The sequence below is a fragment of the Caballeronia sp. LjRoot34 genome (assembly GCF_964253815.1).
Taxonomy (GTDB): Bacteria; Pseudomonadota; Gammaproteobacteria; order Burkholderiales; family Burkholderiaceae; genus Caballeronia.
On record NZ_CAXUSB020000002.1, the window covers coordinates 2,300,253 to 2,318,602 of the forward strand.

At 60.5% G+C, this 18,350-nt stretch carries 22 protein-coding genes; 10 read left to right on the plus strand and 12 right to left on the minus strand.

Annotated features, from left to right (window positions below; translation table 11 throughout):
- Positions 1 to 341: 341 nt before the first annotated feature.
- The 3 genes from ACSQ36_RS29800 (at position 342) to folE (ending at position 2,058) form a co-directional block, all read left to right on the plus strand.
- Positions 342 to 797 carry a lipoprotein gene (locus ACSQ36_RS29800; RefSeq protein ID WP_213766081.1) on the plus strand — a complete coding sequence of 152 codons (456 nt, stop codon included), beginning with the start codon at positions 342 to 344 and terminating at the stop codon, positions 795 to 797.
- A gap of 270 nt (positions 798 to 1,067) precedes the next feature.
- A complete protein-coding gene (locus ACSQ36_RS29805; RefSeq protein WP_213766079.1) occupies positions 1,068 to 1,289 on the plus strand; it encodes a hypothetical protein in 222 nt (73 codons plus the stop codon).
- A gap of 112 nt (positions 1,290 to 1,401) precedes the next feature.
- Complete coding sequence (gene folE, locus ACSQ36_RS29810; RefSeq protein ID WP_213766078.1) at positions 1,402 to 2,058, plus strand: GTP cyclohydrolase I FolE; 657 nt, start codon at positions 1,402 to 1,404, stop codon at positions 2,056 to 2,058.
- A gap of 26 nt (positions 2,059 to 2,084) precedes the next feature.
- On the opposite strand, the gene epsC is transcribed toward folE, so the two are convergent.
- A complete protein-coding gene (epsC, locus tag ACSQ36_RS29815) occupies positions 2,085 to 3,044 on the minus strand; it encodes a serine O-acetyltransferase EpsC (protein ID WP_213766077.1) in 960 nt (319 codons plus the stop codon).
- 116 nt (positions 3,045 to 3,160) lie between these two features.
- On the minus strand, positions 3,161 to 3,406 hold the full coding sequence (locus ACSQ36_RS29820) for a hypothetical protein (protein ID WP_213766076.1): 246 nt from the start codon (positions 3,404 to 3,406) through the stop codon (positions 3,161 to 3,163).
- Positions 3,407 to 3,702: 296 nt separating this feature from the next.
- Here ACSQ36_RS29820 and ACSQ36_RS29825 point away from each other — a divergent pair, with 296 nt between their 5' ends.
- Positions 3,703 to 4,317, plus strand: a complete 615-nt coding sequence (locus ACSQ36_RS29825) for a DUF3005 domain-containing protein (protein WP_213766075.1) — start codon at positions 3,703 to 3,705, stop codon at positions 4,315 to 4,317.
- 84 nt (positions 4,318 to 4,401) lie between these two features.
- Here ACSQ36_RS29825 and ACSQ36_RS29830 read toward each other — a convergent pair whose 3' ends face one another.
- Positions 4,402 to 4,566 carry a hypothetical protein gene (locus tag ACSQ36_RS29830; RefSeq protein ID WP_213766074.1) on the minus strand — a complete coding sequence of 55 codons (165 nt, stop codon included), beginning with the start codon at positions 4,564 to 4,566 and terminating at the stop codon, positions 4,402 to 4,404.
- Between the two features lie 293 nt (positions 4,567 to 4,859).
- On the opposite strand from ACSQ36_RS29830, the gene ACSQ36_RS29835 reads away from it, so the two are divergent.
- The 3 genes from ACSQ36_RS29835 to ACSQ36_RS29845 all read left to right on the plus strand — a co-directional run bounded on the left by ACSQ36_RS29835 (position 4,860) and on the right by ACSQ36_RS29845 (position 6,403).
- The gene (locus ACSQ36_RS29835; RefSeq protein ID WP_436184732.1) at positions 4,860 to 5,276 is read left to right on the plus strand and encodes a hypothetical protein; all 417 of its coding nucleotides are present in this window, start codon (positions 4,860 to 4,862) and stop codon (positions 5,274 to 5,276) included.
- A 95-nt stretch (positions 5,277 to 5,371) separates the two neighbouring features.
- On the plus strand, positions 5,372 to 5,971 hold the full coding sequence (locus ACSQ36_RS29840; protein WP_436184733.1) for a short chain dehydrogenase: 600 nt from the start codon (positions 5,372 to 5,374) through the stop codon (positions 5,969 to 5,971).
- A complete protein-coding gene (locus ACSQ36_RS29845; protein WP_436184734.1) occupies positions 5,972 to 6,403 on the plus strand; it encodes a GNAT family N-acetyltransferase in 432 nt (143 codons plus the stop codon). It abuts the gene before it with no gap.
- A gap of 15 nt (positions 6,404 to 6,418) precedes the next feature.
- Here ACSQ36_RS29845 and ACSQ36_RS29850 read toward each other — a convergent pair whose 3' ends face one another.
- The 8 genes from ACSQ36_RS29850 to ACSQ36_RS29885 all read right to left on the minus strand — a co-directional run bounded on the left by ACSQ36_RS29850 (position 6,419) and on the right by ACSQ36_RS29885 (position 13,487).
- Positions 6,419 to 7,348: an SMP-30/gluconolactonase/LRE family protein gene (locus ACSQ36_RS29850; RefSeq protein WP_436184735.1), complete on the minus strand. Its 930-nt coding sequence runs from the start codon at positions 7,346 to 7,348 to the stop codon at positions 6,419 to 6,421.
- Positions 7,349 to 7,397: 49 nt separating this feature from the next.
- On the minus strand, positions 7,398 to 8,975 hold the full coding sequence (locus tag ACSQ36_RS29855; RefSeq protein ID WP_436184736.1) for an aldehyde dehydrogenase (NADP(+)): 1,578 nt from the start codon (positions 8,973 to 8,975) through the stop codon (positions 7,398 to 7,400).
- A gap of 216 nt (positions 8,976 to 9,191) precedes the next feature.
- Entirely contained in the window at positions 9,192 to 10,010 is an 819-nt protein-coding gene (gene otnI, locus ACSQ36_RS29860; protein ID WP_436184737.1) for a 2-oxo-tetronate isomerase, read from the minus strand.
- A gap of 181 nt (positions 10,011 to 10,191) precedes the next feature.
- Positions 10,192 to 10,530, minus strand: a complete 339-nt coding sequence (locus ACSQ36_RS29865; protein WP_436184738.1) for a thioredoxin family protein — start codon at positions 10,528 to 10,530, stop codon at positions 10,192 to 10,194.
- A 265-nt stretch (positions 10,531 to 10,795) separates the two neighbouring features.
- Complete coding sequence (locus ACSQ36_RS29870) at positions 10,796 to 11,326, minus strand: chromate transporter (protein ID WP_213766066.1); 531 nt, start codon at positions 11,324 to 11,326, stop codon at positions 10,796 to 10,798.
- On the minus strand, positions 11,323 to 11,931 hold the full coding sequence (locus ACSQ36_RS29875; protein WP_436184739.1) for a chromate transporter: 609 nt from the start codon (positions 11,929 to 11,931) through the stop codon (positions 11,323 to 11,325). The genes ACSQ36_RS29870 and ACSQ36_RS29875 overlap by 4 nt, the downstream gene beginning before the upstream one ends.
- A gap of 162 nt (positions 11,932 to 12,093) precedes the next feature.
- Positions 12,094 to 13,050, minus strand: coding sequence for a 2-dehydropantoate 2-reductase (gene panE, locus ACSQ36_RS29880; protein ID WP_436184740.1), 957 nt, complete (start codon positions 13,048 to 13,050; stop codon positions 12,094 to 12,096).
- Positions 13,051 to 13,115: 65 nt separating this feature from the next.
- Complete coding sequence (locus ACSQ36_RS29885; RefSeq protein ID WP_436184741.1) at positions 13,116 to 13,487, minus strand: hypothetical protein; 372 nt, start codon at positions 13,485 to 13,487, stop codon at positions 13,116 to 13,118.
- Positions 13,488 to 13,885: 398 nt separating this feature from the next.
- On the opposite strand from ACSQ36_RS29885, the gene gndA reads away from it, so the two are divergent.
- The 3 genes from gndA (at position 13,886) to ACSQ36_RS29900 (ending at position 17,178) form a co-directional block, all read left to right on the plus strand.
- A complete protein-coding gene (gene gndA / locus ACSQ36_RS29890; protein ID WP_213766062.1) occupies positions 13,886 to 15,292 on the plus strand; it encodes an NADP-dependent phosphogluconate dehydrogenase in 1,407 nt (468 codons plus the stop codon).
- Between the two features lie 184 nt (positions 15,293 to 15,476).
- The gene (locus ACSQ36_RS29895) at positions 15,477 to 16,046 is read left to right on the plus strand and encodes a DUF4365 domain-containing protein (protein ID WP_213766061.1); all 570 of its coding nucleotides are present in this window, start codon (positions 15,477 to 15,479) and stop codon (positions 16,044 to 16,046) included.
- A complete protein-coding gene (locus ACSQ36_RS29900; protein ID WP_436184742.1) occupies positions 16,036 to 17,178 on the plus strand; it encodes a hypothetical protein in 1,143 nt (380 codons plus the stop codon). Before ACSQ36_RS29895 ends, ACSQ36_RS29900 begins: the two co-directional genes overlap by 11 nt.
- Positions 17,179 to 17,271: 93 nt before the next feature.
- Here the strand turns inward: ACSQ36_RS29900 and ACSQ36_RS29905 are convergent, their stop codons facing one another.
- Positions 17,272 to 18,327, minus strand: coding sequence for a sugar phosphate isomerase/epimerase family protein (locus ACSQ36_RS29905; RefSeq protein WP_436184743.1), 1,056 nt, complete (start codon positions 18,325 to 18,327; stop codon positions 17,272 to 17,274).
- Between the last annotated feature and the right edge of the window lie 23 nt (positions 18,328 to 18,350).

Here is an 18,350-nt window from a genome sequence, read left to right on the forward strand (position 1 = left end):
CGGGGGCACAAGCACCGTCAAGCACCGCGAAGTTTCAGCGGACTCGCAGATGCCTTTCCATGTCGGCTCGCCGGTTTATGCCTGCCAACGCCAGAATCGGCGCTGCTGTAAGCAGAATATCTATCTTATGACCGGCTAACAAACCAGATAAATTGGCTATTCGAGTTAGATAAACTATCTCTAATGAGACAGGGAGCGCCTTGGCTCATGCATTGCATGCCTTCGAGACGGCGGCCCAGCCCAGCCAGGAAATGCTTGGCGCAAGTCGTTCGAGCGCAACTGCGAACGCTTCGGGCGCGCAGCTATAATCGTGGTCGAACTTGGCTAGGGAAGTTTTATTCGTGAAAAAGATCGTTGTTTTTGCGCTCGTTGCGCTTGTGCTCACTGCTTGCTCGTCCCCCGAAAAACAGGCGGCGCAAGCCCAGCAATTCCTCCACAACGAAGCCGGCCTTACCGACGCTCAACGCAATGCGGCTGTCGATTGCGAACCGGCGAACTGCGACGCCGCTTGGGCGCTCACCAAACGCTACATCGAGCAGCATTCCGATACGCCTGTGACGCGCGCGGACGCGGTCGCAATCGACACCGATGTGCCTTCGGGTTCGGGCAAGGCCAGTTTTTCGGCAACTCGTGCTGCGAAAGGTGCGAGCACGACGCTAACCCTCTTTGCGCAGTGCCGCGGTATGTATGGCCCGGACAGCGCGAAAGGGTCGGACTATGACAAGTGCGCCGAAAAGATCCTCAAGACCCAGAATGGGTACGCGGCGTTTCTCAGGGCACACGCGTCGGGTCAGTAATTGCCTTAAGTACCTCGGGCCGCGACCACTTGGCCGAGACGCTGCGTGTAATTGGCAATCGATGTCTCGAGGCTGGCAACGGCAAGTGCAATGTGGAAACGTTTCATAACGTGAGCCAGTAGTCGAGCGCCGGGCCACTCTATATAAGCCCGCGCACGACAACCAGCCTGAGCGTTTATCCCGCTATCGCTGATACCGCGCATCGGGCAACCATCGCCGATGGAACGGCTCTTGCGCCGCTTTGCATGTCACTCACTCAAGGAGGACGACATGACGGACAAGCAGACAGACACCAACTACGCAGGCCGATCGCAAGAAGAACGCCGGGCGCAACGCAAGGGCGAAAAGCAGCGCGCGCAGGAACAACCCGGCGGTCATCTTGCGCAGGAAGGGACGGAACCGGATAAGCATCACAGTTCGGGCAAGCTGTCGGAGGAAGGGAAAAAGGTCTGGCAGACCGGCTCGGGAATCGATGGCGGCGGGAAAACTTGATTACCCGCCTGACTAACCCAGGCATACCCGACATCCCACCGGGGTCTTCCATGCGGTAAAACGTGGAACAATGAGGACTTCATGACTTTGCACCCTGCATCTGGAGCCCTCGATGAGCGCCACGCGAAACTCCCCTAACGCATCTTCGGACATCCACGATCAAACCGATCACGCCGATCGTCCGAGCCGCGAAGAAGCCGAAGCCGCCGTTCGCGTTCTGATCCGCTGGGCCGGGGACAACCCTGCCCGCGAAGGACTCGTCGATACCCCTTCGCGCGTCATCCGCTCTTACGAAGAGTTCTTCGCGGGTTATTCGCAGAATCCTCGCGAGATACTCGCCCGCACCTTTTCGGAGGTCCAGGGTTACGACGAGATGATCGTCCTCAAGGACATCCGCTTCGAAAGTTACTGCGAACATCACATGGTGCCGATCATTGGCCGGGCGCACGTGGCGTATTTGCCGCGTGAGCGAGTGGTCGGTATTTCGAAGCTGGCGCGTCTGGTCGATGCCTTCGCGAAGCGTCTGCAGATCCAGGAAAAGATGACGGCGCAGATTGCCGACACGCTCGAAGAAGTCCTGCAACCGCTAGGCGTTGGTGTAATCCTGGAAGCCACGCATCAATGCATGTCCACGCGCGGTGTGCATAAAGCGGGTGCGTCGATGGTGACATCGCGGATGCTGGGCACGTTCCGCGACGACCCTTCAACGCGCCGCGAATTCCTTTCTATCGTCGGACATCCGAGCGCGTTCAGCGTATCGAATAGCTAAAAAGCTCGCTGAGGCTCATGTAACGTTCACGCGCCGCGGCCATCGTCCGGCGCGTCGCCTGCACCGCCTTCGCGGACCTTGCCTTGCGAGACGTTACTGCCCGGCGGCACGCTATGCGTAAGCCACACGTTGCCGCCGATCACCGAACCGCGGCCAATGGTCACACGTCCGAGAATGGTCGCGCCGGCATAGATCACCACGTCATCTTCCACTACGGGATGACGCGCGTTGCCCTTCACCAGCACGCCGTCGTTGCCCGCCGGAAAACTCTTTGCGCCCAGCGTCACTGCCTGATACACCCGCACGTGCTGGCCGATCACCGCCGTCTCGCCGATCACCACGCCCGTCCCGTGATCGATGAAAAAACTTGGCCCGATCGTCGCGCCCGGATGGATGTCGATCCCCGTAGCTGAGTGCGCGATCTCGTTGATAAAGCGCGCGAGCAAGGGCACGCCGAGCTTATGCAAAGCATGCGCCAGACGATGATGCGTCATGGCCCAGATGCCGGGATAGCAGAGCAGTATCTCCGTGATGTGCTGCGCGGCGGGGTCGCCCGCGAACGCGGCCTGGATATCGCTTACCAGCAGCGCCCGGATGGCCGGCAACTGCGTGCCGAATTCACGCGCCAGTCCGAACGCGTGCGCGCCGAGTTCGGCATCGCTCAGGTCGTGGTTCTCCGGCAGGAAACGCAAGGCACGGCGGATCTGTTCGGAGAGCAGGCGCAAGGTGCTCTCGAGCGTGTGGCCGACGTAATAGTCCACGCTTTCGGCGGTCAGGTCGGCGGCGCCGTAATGGGTGGGAAACAGCGCCGAGCGCAGCCCGTTGACGATCTTCACGATCGCTTCACGCGACGGTAATTCGCGGATTCCAAGCGGATGGCGCGTGCGATGCAATTGCTCGCGCGATGCCCGCAAGTCGGCCACGATCTTGTCGAGGCCCCATTCGTGGGAGGGCAATTGATCTTCTACGGAAACAGTCTTGGGCATGTCGGGAGCTTGGGCGGATGACGCCGCGTTGAACGGCACGATCTGAACGATGCCCCGAGATTAACCGTTTTTCTGCAAGACTGCCGCCTGTTCGCGAAACCCGTTCGGGCGCGCGCTCAGGACTTGGGGTCGACCTTCACGTGGCTGGCATCGATCCATCGGACCGCCCAGTCGCGGGCATGTGCAATGGCTTCGTCGGCGTTGCCAAAGCGCAGGTCGGCGGGGAAAAAACGATTGGCCACGAGTTCACCGTCGCTCGATCGCGAGATGACCACGTAGGGTTGGAAACAACCGTCGCCCTGACGTGCCGGTGCACAATTGAGTAAGTAGCCGCGATGTGAAAATGCCGCGTCAAATTGCATGAGTCACCCTGATTTTAAGTGCCCCGCTGGATTCGCGATGGTCGTCTCCCGCTCGCTTGAAACGCGCGAATCCGGCAAGCGGCACGGGGCCGTCCGGTGGCGCACGCAGGCCTGGCGAACAACAAATCATACTCTTGAGAAAACTCTCGTTGGGTTGAAAAAAATCAATTTGGCTTAGAACATTTACTGCTGTTTTATCCCGTGGTTTATTCCAATGCGGGGTTGACCCGACTCCGTCATCCGGAATGCTTCTTGCGTGATGTCTCTTTGTTAACCTGAACCAGGTGGAGCGAACCATGAACAACGCACAGAACAACGAATCGCAGGACAAGCAAACGCAGCGCGCGGCGGACAGCCCGCTGAAGAAGCCTGAAACCGAAACCGCCAAGGCCAAACCCGGCGATGTGGCTGCAGCAGCGCAGGGACGCGAAGCCGGGCTCGGGCAAGCGGGTGGCGGCACATCTGATTTATCGCTGGAACATGCTGGGCCGGTCGGCAAGACCAACATCGAACATCAGGCAATGGATGTTCTCAACGACGGCACGCTGGACGATACCGTCGATGCCGACGGAAAAAATCGCGACGCCTCGCGCGACGAAGCCATGCTCGAGTACAACCCCAACGCATATGTCGGCGTGGATGCAACGCTAGTGAATTCGCGCTTTGAACAAGGTGACGGCCTGGGCGGTTTCGACAGCCGTCCGGCGCGCAACGGGCTGGCGCTCGCATTAGAGGAAGGCTTCAGTGTGGTGGATAAGGGCATGGTCGCGCCCGACGTGGAAGAGGTGGAGCGGCAGTATGAATTCGTCGAGCGCGATCCCCACGGTTACAACTTGCGAGGCCGCAAGCATTTCGCGATCAACCACGTCAGGCCATCGCGCCTGATCGAGATCCAGCGGCGCGAGGAATAACCTGGCGCTGGTTTGTAAAAGGGAAGGACCGGAAGCGGCTAGTCAATGCAGTTTCCGGTCCTTTCCTGTCTTGGAGATTTTCCCTTATTTCTTTTCGCGCTTGCCCTTCTCGTCGTCGGATTCAATCCGTGTCACGCCGCCCGTCGAGGGTGGATCGCTGGCGGGAAAGGTATCTTCCACGGCGCGGTCGACGTCCTCCTCCTCTCGATGCGAATGCGGGTGCTGTTCCTTCGGTTTCGTCGTGGTCATGCCGGACTCCTGGTCGGTGGACTGTGTAAAGCCTGCCATCGGATGCAGCATCGTTGCAATGTCGTGGCGTCGTGTCGCTGCTTTCCTGCGTTGTTTTGCCCTGTAGTCCCGATAAACCCGCGAAAAGAGCAGCGGCCTTTCGTCAGGCAAATCGCCGCCGCGCGGACTCCAGGTAATTGAAAGCAAGCGATGTTCCCAGCGTTCGTGCGATCTGGCACGACCCATGCATAAGACTTCCACAAATCAGACGAATGCAGCACGACGCATCGAAAAACCAGGCGGCGGGGATCGGCATGAACACAACCAATACGTATTCGAACGAAGCGTTACAGCAGACGCAAAGCGTGCGCGCACCGTGGCGTGAGCGTGCGCTTTCCACTGCACTGGTGTGCCTCGGGGTGGCGTACACCCTGTCATGGGCCGAGATGGGGCTGGCGCTGATGACCGGTCCGGGCGAGCCCGTTGCCGCGCTGATTGCATCGCGTGCGTTGATTGGCGGCTTATATATTTGCGTGGCGTTCCGCCTGCAATGGGCACGCTGGATTACCGTTGTGCTCGGCTTCGCATCGGTCGTACTGGTTGGCCCCATGCTTGGCGCTGAATGGCGCGCCTTCCCTGTTGCCGCGCTCGTGACCGGCGTCGTGCTGGTGTTCAAGCTGGCGGCATCGATCTTCCTGCTTTCGCCGGACGCGTCGCACGCGACCCGTTGACGTTGAAGTCCGCTTGAGAAAGACCGACGGGATGCTTGTTCAAGCCGCCCGTAAAACGCACAATGAGAGCCCGTTTCTTCTTCGATGAGCCTCTCATGAAAATTGCCGTCATCGGTGCAACCGGCACAGTCGGCCGCGCCGTCTTCTCCGAATTCCAGCCGCGTCACGAAGTCATCGAGATCGGCGCCACGCGAGGCGCGCACCGCGTCGACCTGACGAAGATCGACAGTATCCATGCGCTGTTCAAATCGATCGGTCAGGTCGATGCCATTGTTGCCACTGCCGGGCATGTTCACTTCGGCGAACTCTCGCAGATGACTCCCGAGCAATTCCGCATTGGTCTCGACGACAAACTCATGGGCCAGGTCAATCTCGTGCTGGTCGCGCAAAGTTATCTGAACGACGGCGGCTCGTTCACGCTGACCAGCGGAATCGTGGGCGATGAACCCATCAAATACGGCGCAAGCGCGGCGGCGGTCAATGGCGCCATTGAAGGTTTCGTGCGGGGAGCCGCGATCGAACTGCCGCGCGGCCTGCGCATCAATGTCGTGAATGCGACCATGCTCGAAGAAGCACGTGAAGCGTTCGGGCCGTATTTTCGCGGCTTCGAAGCGGCGTCCGGTGCGCGCGTTGCGCTGGCATACAGCCGCAGCGTGGAGGGTCTTGAAACCGGCCGTATCTACAAGGTGCGTTGAATGGCTGCCGAATGGTCGAGGGGCGATTATCGCGTCACTACGGACATCAGGACGTTCGATTTCGACGTTGTGCATCGCTACTTGAGCGAGGTCGCTTATTGGTCACCCGGCATCTCGCGCGAGCAGGTCGAGCGGGCTGCCGCGCATTCGCTGGCATTCGGCCTGTTCCATCGCGACACGCAGATTGGTTATGCGCGTGCTATCACGGACACCGTGAGCTTCGCGTATCTCGCCGATGTGTTTGTGCTTCCAGGCCGTCAACGCGACGGCCTGGGCACTTGGCTGGTGGAATGCCTGCTGGCGCATCCGGATTTGCAGGGCTTGCGCAAGATGATGCTGACCACTACGAGCGCTCACACGCTATACGCCCGCTTCGGTTTTGTCGTGCCTGCGCAGCCGGAAAAGCTGATGGAAAAACACGCGCCGGCGTGATGTCGGGGTGACGTTTCAACCGCCGATCACGCCCTGCGTGTTGACGTAAAGCGAGTACAGGCCGTGACTCGCCGCCATGAACAAGCGGTTGCGATAACGGCCTCCAAAACACACGTTGGCGCAGCGCTCGGGCAGCGCGATATGTCCAATCGCCTCACCTTGCGGCGTGAAGATCCTGACGCCGTCCAGCTCGTCGCTGCCCATGCCCCAGCCGCACCACAGGTTGCCGTGCACATCCGCGCGAAAACCATCGGGCGTGCCCTGCCCGGCATCGATCAACTCGCGCTCGTTTGTCAGCTTAAGGCCATCGTTAGAGACATCGAAGGCGAGGATCTTGCGCGGCGACGCACGCGAATCGACGATATAAACCACCGACTCGTCAGGCGAAAATGCGAGTCCGTTCGGGCCGATCAGCGTGTCGGTCATCAGGGTGATCTCGCCGCTCTTGCCATCGATGCGATACACCGCCGGTTTCAACTCAGCGTCCTTGCGCTCGCCTTCATAAAAGCCGTCGATACCGAAGGTCGGGTCGCTGAACCAGATCGAGCCATCGGATTTCACGATCACGTCGTTCGGTGAATTGAGCGGCTTGCCGTTGTATTGATCGGCAAGCACGGTGATCGAACCGTCGTACTCCGTGCGTGTTACGCGGCGCGTGAGATGTTCACACGTGACCAGCCGTCCTTCGCGGTCGCGAGTGTTGCCGTTGGCATTGTTCGAGGGCTTGCGGAACGGGCGGACCTCGCCCGTTTCCTCGTCCCAGCGCAGCATGCGGTTGTTGGGAATGTCGCTCCATACCAGCGTGCGGCTGTCGCCGAACCAGACCGGGCCCTCCGACCAGCGAGCCCCCTGATACAAACATTCGACCGACGCCATGCCGACACGCAGCGCGTTAAAGCGCGAGTCGAGTACTCGGACGGCGGGATCGGGATAACGGCGCTCCATCTGTATTCATCTCCTGGTTGTTTGAGTTTGATTCGTTTGATTCGCGTGTTCAGTTGGGTCCGAGTTCGCCATCGCGCAGGCGCCACAGGTTTAGCGGATTGTCATCCTGAAGTGCAAGCGGCAGCAAAGCCTGCGGCAAGTCCTGGTAACACACCGGCCGCAAGAAGCGTTCGATCGCCATCGCGCCAACCGAGGTCGCGCGGCTATCGGAAGTTGCGGGATACGGTCCGCCATGCACCATGGCATACGATACTTCAACGCCGGTCGGAAAACCGTTCGCCAGGATCCGCCCGGCCTTGCGTTCGAGGATGGGCAAAAGTCGGCGAGCGAGCGGCACGTCGTCGCTTTCCATTTGCAACGTCGCCGTCAACTGGCCTTCAATACGCCGTGCCAAGTCCAGTAGCTCGTCCTCGCTGCGGCAAATCACGATCAGCGACGTCGGTCCGAATATCTCATCCTCGAGTTGCGGTGTGGCGAGGAATTTCTCGGCGCTCACGGTATAAAGCGCGGGCAGCGCCGGACACGACGCGTCGGATTCGGCGCCGGTTGCAACGCGCTCCACGCCCGACTCATCGCGCCGCGCAATGCCTTCCTGATACGCGGCCGCAATGCCCGCCGTCAGCATCGTCTGAGCGCCCTTCTTTTCGAAAGCACTCACGGCACAATCGATAAACGCCTGCAAATGCGGTCCCTCCAGCGCCAGCACCAGACCCGGATTCGTGCAGAACTGACCGACCCCGAGCGTCACTGAATCAACGAAACCGTTCGCGAGCGATTCGGCCCGCGCCGCCAATGCACCCGGCAGCACGAAGAACGGGTTGATGCTGCTCATCTCGGCAAACACGGGAATCGGTTCGCGCCTCCTGGATGCGATCTCGATCAACGCCAGGCCACCCCGCCGCGAGCCTGTGAACCCGACCGACTTGATAGCCGGATGCGCCACCAGCGCTTCGCCTATCGCGTTGCCCGCGCCAACTACGAGCGAGAACACGCCGTCGGGCAACCCTGAATCCGCCACCGCTTTCTGGATCGCGCGCCCGACCAGCTCCGATGTTCCGAGATGCGCCGGATGTGACTTCACGATCACGGGGCATCCCGCGGCAAGCGCGGCGGCCGTGTCGCCGCCGGCTACCGAAAACGCCAACGGAAAATTGCTGGCGCCGAACACGGCAACCGGTCCAACGGGAATCTTCTGCAAACGCAAGTCGGGACGCGGCAACGGCTTGCGTTCGGGCTGCGGTGAATCAAGGGTGGCAGAAAGCCAGCGGCCTTCGCGCACGAGCGATGCGAACAGTTTCAATTGCCCGATCGTGCGGGCGCGCTCGCCTTCCAGGCGCGCTTTCGGCAACGCGGATTCGGCTTGGGCGCGTTCGATCAGCGTATCGCCGAGCCCAGCGATGTTGTCCGCAATCGCTTCCAGGAATTGCGCACGCGTTTCGAGCGGTGCGAGCCGGTAGGTATCGAATGCCTGCTCGGCAAGCTCTGCCGCGCGCGCGACTTCCAACGCTCCGCCGCCACCAAAAGCCGGCTTCAAGTCAACGCCGCGCGCCGGATCGAAGGCATGCAGCGTAGCGTCATTTCCGCGCACCGCCGTGGCACCGATCAGCATTTCTCCGGTGATCTGCATGTGAACTCTCCTGAAAGCAGCATCTATCGCGAATCGCGATGGGCGCCGCGGGTGAAAAAACAGGTGACGTGAAGCGTAAGCGAACTCGCTTTTTGCCGTGGACTATCACGCCGCACAAAAAGTTTCAGCGTCGTGCGGGTGGTTTCAACGCTTGATTCAGCGCTATCAAAGCGAACCACCGGCCCCGACATGGCGCATCGGATCTTATCGGCATGGTCATGATGCGCGGCCCGCATGACGATACGGCGTGAGCCAGCTCAGACCGTCGGACGTGCCTGCGCGCGGCCGATATTCGCAGCCGATCCACCCGCCATAGCCGAGTGAATCGATGAGATCAAATAGGTACGGATAGTTGACTTCGCCCGTATCCGGCTCGTTGCGGTAGGGCACGCCGGCAATCTGAATATGGCCGATACCCGCGTCACGCCGTTTCATGTCGCGGCGAAGCTTGACTGCCAGATCGCCTTCGACGATCTGGCAGTGATAGCAGTCGAACTGGACTTGCAGATTCGGCAGGCCAATCTCTTCGCAGATTGCTTGCGCGTCATCCTGCCGGTTCAGGAAATAGCCGGGCATGTCACGCGTATTGATCGGCTCGATCACGATGGTGACACGAGCCGTTTGCGCCATGCTGGCGGCCAGCGTGAGGTTCTTGATATAGACATCGCGATGCTGTTCGCGCGAATGCTGCATTGCGTGCGGCGTTTCCATCAGCCCCGCCATTACATGGAGCCGGTCGTTGCCGAGCGCCGCGGCATAGTCCAGCGCGATCTCCATGCTGCGGCTGAACTCCTCCTCGCGTCCCGGCAACGATGCAAGGCCGCGTTCACCGCCGGTCCAGTCGCCCGGTGGCGCGTTGAACAGCACCTGCTTCAGGCCATTGTCCACGAGCTGGGCCTTGATCTCCGCTGGCGGAAATTCATAGGGGAACAGGAATTCCACCGCCTTGAAACCATCACGCGCCGCCGCGCCAAAACGGTCGAGGAACGCGTGTTCGTTGTACATCATGGTGAGGTTGGCGGCGAAACGCGGCATGGTGAACCTCCTGCTGGTCAGGGTAACGCCGGAGCGGACGGCGTCGCGCGCACGCATTGCCGAAGCGGCGCGCAAGACAGCGTGCGCAACTCCCGCGCCCGGTTTGCCCGTGGTCCGTTTTACCCTTCGAAGCGATGATATTCCCGGACATCGCGCCCCGAACGATCGGTAAAAACCCTCGTCATGGCGAAACCGGATGGTCGATCAGCGCGAAAGCATCGCGGATTTCCGATGTACTTTTCGGCCGCACGACCCGCGCGACCTCCAGCCCGTTGTCGAGGAAGATCAGCGTTGGCCAGAGTTTGACCCGGAATGAGCGGCCGAGCGGGCGGCCGCTGCCATCCTCGATCTTCAAATGCCGGACACCGGCGTGGTCCTGGAAGGCCTCCGCAATCAGCGGCTGGGCCGCACGGCAATAGCCGCACCAGGCGGTGCCGAATTCGATCACCGTCGGCCCGGCGAGTGCGTCGATCTCATCGCGAGACGGCGCAGCAAGTGCGAATTCAGTGGTCATCGCCATCAGTTCTTTCTCCTCGAAACGAAACTCAGGCCATTCTATTCAGCAACGGCCTGACGCGCTCGATGCGGCTTTTCGCCCGATCACAGCGACGCGGCAAAGGCCCAGCTCCACTTCCCAATACCGCCGCTTGTGGGCGGCAAATTCACTTTCCGCGATGTTCATGCCATAGCTGAACTCATCGATGCCGCGTGGCCAACGCCTCCCTTGTTCCCAAGGCCCATGCCCGCAACAGGCTCGACCTTTCGCCTTTAAAGCCGACGCCGGTCTAGAACTGCCCGAAACCGGTCAGCCCGATCAGGCTGCCCAAGGCCAGCAACCACAGCGGATGCAGCTTGGTCTTGAACGACAGGAACGCGATGACCGCCGTGATGGCCGCGAGTATCCAGCGGGTGTCCGACGCTTCGGCAATCAACGACGCACTCGCCGCGACCAGGCCGGCTGTCATCGGTATGAGACCGAGTTGGACGTACCTACGCCATGGATGGTCCTTGAAGCGTTCCCAGGCGTGCATGGCCGCGACCGTCACGATTGACGACGGGCCGAACTTGGCAATCGATGTCACCAGCACGCCCGGCCAGCCGGCCACATGCCAGCCGATCAGCGTCACGATCATCATGTTCGGTCCGGGCGCCGCCTGCGCGAGCGCGAACAGTGCGGAAAAATCCGCCTTCGACATCCACTGATGTATGTCCACTACCTGCCGCTGCATCTCGGGCAGGATGGTATTGCCGCCGCCGAAAGCGAGCAGTGAAAGCTGGCTGAAAATGGCCGCAAGCGAAACGAGATCGTGATTCATTGGCCCTCCCCGCGCTTCGCTTCCCGATTCGCTTCGGGCTTCACTTCGCGATTCACCCTCGACGCGATGAAAATCGAAACCGGTGTGAGCACGAGCATGACCGGCAACAACGGCAAGCGCAGCAACGCGATCGCGATGAACGCTACGGCTGCGATCGCCGCCATGGAGAGTTTGTGCCGCAGCGGCCACGCTACCTTGATCGCCATCGACACCAGCAAGCCCGCGGCCGCCGCAGCGAGTCCCGCGAACAAATGGCGGATATGAGGGTCTTGATGCGTGCGTTGATACAGCACGCCGAGTCCGATCACGATCAGCGAAGGCCCCACGATCAACCCGAGCAGCCCGGCCAGCGCCCCCGCCACGCCGCGAAATTTCATGCCGACCGCAACCGAGAAGTTGATCACGTTGCCGCCCGGCAAAAACTGGCACAGGCCCAGCAGATCGACGAATTCGTCGGGGGTGAGCCACTTGCGCCGATCGACGATTTCGCGCCGTGCAAGCGGCAACGCGCCGCCGAACGCGATCAACCCGAGCGTGAGGAAGCCGATAAAAATTTCCGCAATGGTTGGCGGGGCGAGCGGCTCTTGCAAGGCATGATCGTGCATGTTCGGCGAGCGTTACTTTTGAGAAGCGCAAAGCGTATCGCGTTATGCCCGTTGCTTCAAAGTACGGAATGGCTGTTTAAAGCGCGATGCGGATTTTTTAAGGCAACGAGGCAATAAAGGCAACAGCACGGCATCCATTCCGTTCTCGTCACCGGATTCGGCTTACGAAGCCTTGACGTCGCCACGTTCGCGGCGGGATTCGTAAGCTTTCAAGTGCGTGTAGGCCGTTGAAAAAACCGGCGTGCTGTTCGGTCCCTGGACATCTTTAGCCCCTTTGGCACGCGCAATCAGATCGCCCACCACGTGGTCCGCTTCGATCCGCGCGCCGTTCTCCAGATCGCGCAGCATCGAGGCAGTGATCGTGGAACCGGCCTCCGTGAACATCCCCCGCGCACGCGCGACCACGGCTTCCCCGGGCGTAAAACCGTTCGCGGTTGCAATGGCGCGGGCTTCATCGAAGAGATCGAGCAGCAGTTTCTGGCCGCCCGGCGCCGCGATGATGTCGCCGACCGGTGCGCGCATCAGGCATGTGCCGGCCGCGAGCGTTGCGAGGAACACCCACTTTTCCCACATCGATTGAATGATCTCGGGGCTGGCTACCGCGTCGAATTGCGCATCTGACAATTGCGCCGAGATGGCTTCAATTCGCGGGGATAACCCCCCTGCGCGCTCGCCGAACGCCATGGAATGCAGCTTGTTCAAGTGAACGATGGTGCCGTCGGCGTCGAGCGTCACGGCCGCGATGCACTGACCGCCGAGCACGCGCTGCGCACCGAATTGCGCTTCGAGCACATCGAGGTGATGCATGCCGTTGAGCATCGGCAGGATGGCGGTGTTCGGGCCGACCGAGGTTTTTATCGACTCGATGGCGCCATCGAGATCGTAAGCCTTGCAGCTAAGCAGGATCAGGTCGAACGGCTCGCGTACGTCTTTCGCCAGCACGACGGGCGGATTGGGTATGGACAGATCGCCGTTCGGGCTGCGGACGTTGAGGCCTGTCTTCGCGAGTTGGGCGGCGCGCCGCTCGCGCACGAGGAACGTCACGTCACGGCCCGCGTCGAGCAGCCGTCCACCAAAATAGCCGCCAATCGCGCCCGCACCCACCACCAGAATCCGCATGTCCCGCTCCTTGCATTTAGTCTGATCAGAACGCCGGCCGCGGATGCGACGGCGCCGCCTGGTTTCTACGCCTGCCAGACGCCGTATCCGGCTTCCCGCAAGCCAATTGCCAATTCCACTTCCATCTCCCGCGCACCTTCGTAAGGCATCGGGTTATACAGTTCGTAGAGCCGCGGCAACAGTCGCAGCCCGAATTCCCGCGCATACCGGTTCGACTGGATGCCGGCCTTGTGTTTGTCGAAACGAACGTCAGGATCAATACCCGTCATGCCTACGTAAACGAAGGGCATGCCGAGCACGTAATCCGGATTCGCGCGCCGGAAACGCGCTTCGTTCCAGACGGTGTCGGCCAGTTCGATCACGTAGACGTGGTAATGGTGAGTCCTTGGGTGAGTCTTTTCCTGAGTCTTTTGCTGAGTCTTTTTCCGAAGCGCCATGCGGTTGCCCTGTTTCGCCTGGGTTCAAGCGAGTCGCGCCGCGCCTGGAACCGGTCGCGGATGCTCATTCTAGACCGGTGTCAGGCGTGTTGCCCGGTTGCGGCCAGCGTACTGCCGACGTGCTGTCCAACCGCTGTCCGGTCGTGCGGGCGCGTGCGATGTCTGCCAGCGCCGTGTCAAAGTGGTAATCTCGCTCCGTCTGCGCGTTCCGCGCGGCGTTCGCGCGAGAAAAGCCAGCCAGGCTGGCCGATCGCGTAGTGTCCGTGCCGCTTTCGCCACTGTTTCCCGGCGCGAGAGCCTGTCCGGAACGCCGTCGCGGGCACCGCCCCAATTGACAAATCGCATCCGTCGCGTGTGTAGCCACGAGCCGCCCGCGCTTCGGTCATTCGGAGAGAAACATGAGCAAGCAAGCAATCGGCGTTGTAGGCCTCGCCGTCATGGGACGCAATCTGGCGTTGAACATCGAGAGCCGCGGACATGCGGTATCCGTGTACAACCGCAGCCGCGAAAAAACCGACGAGCTGATAGCCGAGCATCCCGACAAGAAACTCGTGCCTTCGTACACGCTGGAAGAATTTGTCGAGTCGCTTGAAAAACCGCGCCGCATCCTGCTGATGGTCAAGGCCGGCCAGGGCACCGACGCCACCATCGACTCGCTGCGTCCTCTGCTCGACAAGGGCGACATCCTGATCGACGGCGGCAATACCCATTTCACCGATACCATCCGCCGCAACACCGACCTTGCCAAGTCGGGGCTGCACTTCATTGGCACCGGTGTGTCCGGCGGTGAGGAAGGCGCGTTGAAAGGTCCATCGATCATGCCGGGCGGCCAGAAGGAAGCGTATGACCTGGTGGCGCCGATCCTGACCGAGATCGCAGCCAAGGCGCCGGACGGCGAACCGTGCGTGGCGTACATGGGCCCGGACGGCGCGGGACATTACGTGAAGATGGTGCATAACGGGATCGAATACGGCGACATGCAGTTGATCGCCGAAAGCTACGACGTGCTCAAGCGCGTGGCAGGCTTGTCGAACGAAGAACTGGGCCGCGTGTATGTCGAGTGGAACAAGGGTGAACTGGATAGTTACCTGATCGAGATCACGTCGAAGATCTTCTCGAAGAAGGATGAAGAGACGGGCAAGGATCTGGTCGATGTCATTCTCGACCGCGCGGCGCAAAAGGGCACGGGCAAGTGGACCAGCCAGAATGCGCTTGACCTTGGCGCTCCGTTGCCGCTGATTACGGAAGCTGTGTTTGCGCGCGTGCTGTCTTCGCTGAAGGATCAGCGCGTTGAAGCAAGCAAGCAGTTGACGGGACCGTCGCCGAAGTTCGATGGCGATCGTGACGCGTTTGTGGAATCCGTGCGGCGCGCGTTGTTCCTGAGCAAGATTGTTTCGTATGCGCAGGGGTTTGCGCAGTTGCGCGCGGCGTCGGAAGAGTACAAGTGGGACCTGCAATATGGCCAGATCGCGAAGATCTTCCGGGCGGGTTGCATTATCCGTGCGGGCTTTTTGCAGAAGATCACGGACGCTTACAAGACCAACCCGGACTTGCACAACTTGCTGCTCGATCCGTATTTCACCGACATCGCGACGAAGTATCAGGGTGCGTTGCGCGACGTGGTCGTGGCCGCGGTGAAGGCAGGTGTGCCGGTGCCGGCGTTCTCGTCGGCGGTGGCTTATTACGATAGTTACCGGTCGGAAACGTTGCCGGCGAATCTGGTGCAGGCACAGCGCGATTTCTTCGGTGCGCACACGTTCGAACGCGTGGATAAGAAGGGTAGTTTCCACGCCGACTGGTCGTAAGAAGCTGAGGCCGCTGAAAAGCGGCTGGTCTTTCCGGTAGTTCTGCGCCGACGCATTCGCGTCGGCGTTTTCTTTTGCCCTGAGCAAAGCGTCAAATTTTGTCGCAGCGAATTTTTCCACAAGTCGAGAAATCGTGTTTCCCCTATGCTTTCCTGTCGATGGATAACAGAACTGCGGGAAGATCATGGCAACAGCGCTCACAGCAGTAAATCGGGAATCGGAGTTGAGTTACGCTTACCTCCACGCAATTGCATCCCACGCGGGCGTCAACTGCAAGACGAGCAACCGGCACGATGACAATGCCGGCATCGATGCCATGCTCACCGGTTGGGAGCCATTTCCGAATGGCGGAAGCCTGACCGAAGTCGACATCAAGGTCCAGCTGAAGGCAAGCATCAAGCCGCCATTCGACGACGGCGACTCGCTCTCCTATTTCCTGTCCGGCACGCAGCAATACGACGATCTGCGCCGCGAAACACACGCGTCGCCGCGGATACTTGCCGTGTTGTTCCTGCCGCCGAAAGCCGAAGACTGGCTGACACACTCCCACGAGCAACTCGTGCTGCGAAAATGCGCGTACTGGGTCAGTCTGCGCGGCGCGCCGCCCACAGACAACCACGCAGGCGTTACGGTAAAAATTCCGAAGAACCAGGTGTTCGACGGTACCGGCCTGATGAAACTCATGGCGAGCATCTCGCGCCGCGAAATTCCTGCTTATAAAGCGCCCGCTCATCGAGTTCCTCATGGCGATTAAAGATTTATCACCTTCTGGCCTGCGTGATTTCGTGAAATCGCTGGGATGGGAGTCGCTGCCCGACGGCATCGTGGACCGTCTTTACGTCATGCATCACGCCGCCGCGCCGCGTCGCCAGATCGTTATTCCGATGGATCAGGATGCGCCGGACTACGCCGAGGCATGCGAACTCGCATTGTCCAAGCTCGCAGACCTGCAGGGTATGAAGCTGGCGGATCTGGTTCAGCTCGCTGCCATCTCGCGTGACGACTCCATTTACTACCGCGTGACGAGCGGCGGCTCGATTGATGACGGCCTGCCCTTGTCGTTCGCCGCTTCGTTGCTGCTGGGCGCTGAGCAGATTTTGCTCGCGTCGGCCTGTACCGTATTGCGTCCCCAGACTCATCACCCGCGTCTGCACAGGGCGGAAGCTACACAGCTTGCCGGTCATGCACGGTTCGGACATACCGAGCGAGGCAGCTTCGTGGTCCGCGTGTCGTGTCCTGTCGACGCTATGGAAACGCCTTCCATGCCCGACCTCGCGCAGGCGAACGACTCGTTTGTGCGCATGACCATGCTTACCGCCAGAAATGGCGTGCGCCAACTCGTCAGGGCCATCGAAGAGGACGGGCTGAGCCGTTTTGTAGATTCGCAAAAGGCAGCGGCCTCGCCAGTCGTTTCGTCGAATCTTTGCGAAGCGCTGACTCGTCTTCACAATGACGACGTGCGCAACAACATCGATATGTCGTTTCGTTGGGCGACAACCGTTGCCTTACCGCAGGACGCCACGCCCGGTGAGAACATCAGGATTCGAAGCGATTACTTCGGGCGTATTGACGACGTGCGCCGGGAACTGCGTGCGGTCGAACGTGACCGCGACGACGTCTTCATCGGAACTGTCGAGCATCTGAATGGTGAATTTGATATTGAAGGAAATCGGGCCGGAGAGGTAGTCGTGGCGCTGCTCTTGCGTGAGGGCGAGATCATCAAGGCCCGCGTTGTACTCGATCAGGAACAGTATGCGAGAGCAGTCACTGCTCACCTTGATGATCGCACCCTGGTTCGAATCGCGGGACGCCTGCGTCCCGGTCGTCAACCGCGTACGATGACCGACGTGACGAGCTTTATCCTGATTGGGCCGGGTCTTGGCTAAGAAAATTCGGGGCCGGCCTGGAGACAGGGTGATGGACTGGCGTTCGGTGCTTCAAGACCCGGGTCTTGACGCCCGAGTCTTAAAGCCCGAGTTTTAAGGCCCGAACCCCAGCACCTCCCGTATTTGCTCACCGTTCGCGCCGCTTCCCGCGAAGTCATCGAACGCTCGATCCGCTACGCGAATAATACGCTTGCGGATATAGTCCGCCCCCTCCCGCGCGCCATCCTCCGGATGCTTCAACGCGCACTCCCATTCAAGCACGGCCCAGCCGGGAAAATCGTACTGCGCCATCTTCGAAAAGATCGCGCCAAAATCGATCTGCCCGTCGCCCAGCGACCGGAATCGCCCTGCCCGATCCACCCACCCCGAATAACCGCCGTACACGCCCTGCCGGCCGTTAGGGCGGAACTCGGCGTCCTTCACATGGAAAGCCTTGATGCGTTCGTGATAGATATCGATGAACTGAAGGTAGTCCAGTTGCTGCAGCAAGAAGTGACTCGGATCGAACAAAATGTTCGCGCGCGGATGATGGTCGACAGCAGCAAGAAAACGATCGAAGGTCACGCCGTCATGCAAATCCTCACCCGGATGCAACTCGTAGCAAACGTCCACGCCAGCCTGATCGAAGGCGTCGAGCAACGGCCGCCAGCGGCGCGCCAGTTCCTCGAACGCGGCTTCCACCAGACCCTGCGGACGCTGCGGCCACGGATACAAATAAGGCCATGCCAACGCCCCCGAAAACGTCACGTGCGCACTCAACCCTAGACGCTTCGATGCCGCCGCCGCGAACCCGACCTGTTCGATCGCCCAAGCCGTGCGAGCCTTGGGATCGCCGCGGACATGCGCGGCGGCAAAACCATCGAAGAGCGTGTCGTAGGCCGGGTGAACCGCGACGAGCTGCCCCTGCAAATGCGTCGATAACTCCGTGATGCTAACGCCCGCGTCGCCCACTACGCGAAGCAGATCGTCGCAATATGCATCGCTCTTTGCAGCCTGCTCAAGATCGATCAGCCGCGGATCGCACGGCACCTGGATACCTTCGTAACCCAGGCCCTTCGCCCAGCCCGCAAGATGCGCGAGGTTATCGAAGGGCAAGGTGTCGCCTAGAAACTGCGCCAGGAAAATGGCGGGGCCTTTGATGGTTTTCATGAGCATCGATCCGCTAACGTAGC

Excerpts from the sequence above, each read along its gene's own strand:
- ACSQ36_RS29805 (WP_213766079.1), top strand. The coding sequence starts at position 1,068 with ATGACGGACAAGCAGACAGACACCAACTACGCAGGCCGATCGCAAGAA.
- folE (WP_213766078.1), top strand. The coding sequence starts at position 1,402 with ATGAGCGCCACGCGAAACTCCCCTAACGCATCTTCGGACATCCACGAT.
- epsC (WP_213766077.1), bottom strand. The coding sequence starts at position 3,044 with ATGCCCAAGACTGTTTCCGTAGAAGATCAATTGCCCTCCCACGAATGG.
- ACSQ36_RS29820 (WP_213766076.1), bottom strand. The coding sequence starts at position 3,406 with ATGCAATTTGACGCGGCATTTTCACATCGCGGCTACTTACTCAATTGT.
- ACSQ36_RS29825 (WP_213766075.1), top strand. The coding sequence starts at position 3,703 with ATGAACAACGCACAGAACAACGAATCGCAGGACAAGCAAACGCAGCGC.
- ACSQ36_RS29830 (WP_213766074.1), bottom strand. The coding sequence starts at position 4,566 with ATGACCACGACGAAACCGAAGGAACAGCACCCGCATTCGCATCGAGAG.
- ACSQ36_RS29835 (WP_436184732.1), top strand. The coding sequence starts at position 4,860 with ATGAACACAACCAATACGTATTCGAACGAAGCGTTACAGCAGACGCAA.
- ACSQ36_RS29840 (WP_436184733.1), top strand. The coding sequence starts at position 5,372 with ATGAAAATTGCCGTCATCGGTGCAACCGGCACAGTCGGCCGCGCCGTC.
- ACSQ36_RS29845 (WP_436184734.1), top strand. The coding sequence starts at position 5,972 with ATGGCTGCCGAATGGTCGAGGGGCGATTATCGCGTCACTACGGACATC.
- ACSQ36_RS29850 (WP_436184735.1), bottom strand. The coding sequence starts at position 7,348 with ATGGAGCGCCGTTATCCCGATCCCGCCGTCCGAGTACTCGACTCGCGC.
- ACSQ36_RS29855 (WP_436184736.1), bottom strand. The coding sequence starts at position 8,975 with ATGCAGATCACCGGAGAAATGCTGATCGGTGCCACGGCGGTGCGCGGA.
- otnI (WP_436184737.1), bottom strand. The coding sequence starts at position 10,010 with ATGCCGCGTTTCGCCGCCAACCTCACCATGATGTACAACGAACACGCG.
- ACSQ36_RS29865 (WP_436184738.1), bottom strand. The coding sequence starts at position 10,530 with ATGGCGATGACCACTGAATTCGCACTTGCTGCGCCGTCTCGCGATGAG.
- ACSQ36_RS29870 (WP_213766066.1), bottom strand. The coding sequence starts at position 11,326 with ATGAATCACGATCTCGTTTCGCTTGCGGCCATTTTCAGCCAGCTTTCA.
- ACSQ36_RS29875 (WP_436184739.1), bottom strand. The coding sequence starts at position 11,931 with ATGCACGATCATGCCTTGCAAGAGCCGCTCGCCCCGCCAACCATTGCG.
- panE (WP_436184740.1), bottom strand. The coding sequence starts at position 13,050 with ATGCGGATTCTGGTGGTGGGTGCGGGCGCGATTGGCGGCTATTTTGGT.
- ACSQ36_RS29885 (WP_436184741.1), bottom strand. The coding sequence starts at position 13,487 with ATGGCGCTTCGGAAAAAGACTCAGCAAAAGACTCAGGAAAAGACTCAC.
- gndA (WP_213766062.1), top strand. The coding sequence starts at position 13,886 with ATGAGCAAGCAAGCAATCGGCGTTGTAGGCCTCGCCGTCATGGGACGC.
- ACSQ36_RS29895 (WP_213766061.1), top strand. The coding sequence starts at position 15,477 with ATGGCAACAGCGCTCACAGCAGTAAATCGGGAATCGGAGTTGAGTTAC.
- ACSQ36_RS29900 (WP_436184742.1), top strand. The coding sequence starts at position 16,036 with ATGGCGATTAAAGATTTATCACCTTCTGGCCTGCGTGATTTCGTGAAA.
- ACSQ36_RS29905 (WP_436184743.1), bottom strand. The coding sequence starts at position 18,327 with ATGAAAACCATCAAAGGCCCCGCCATTTTCCTGGCGCAGTTTCTAGGC.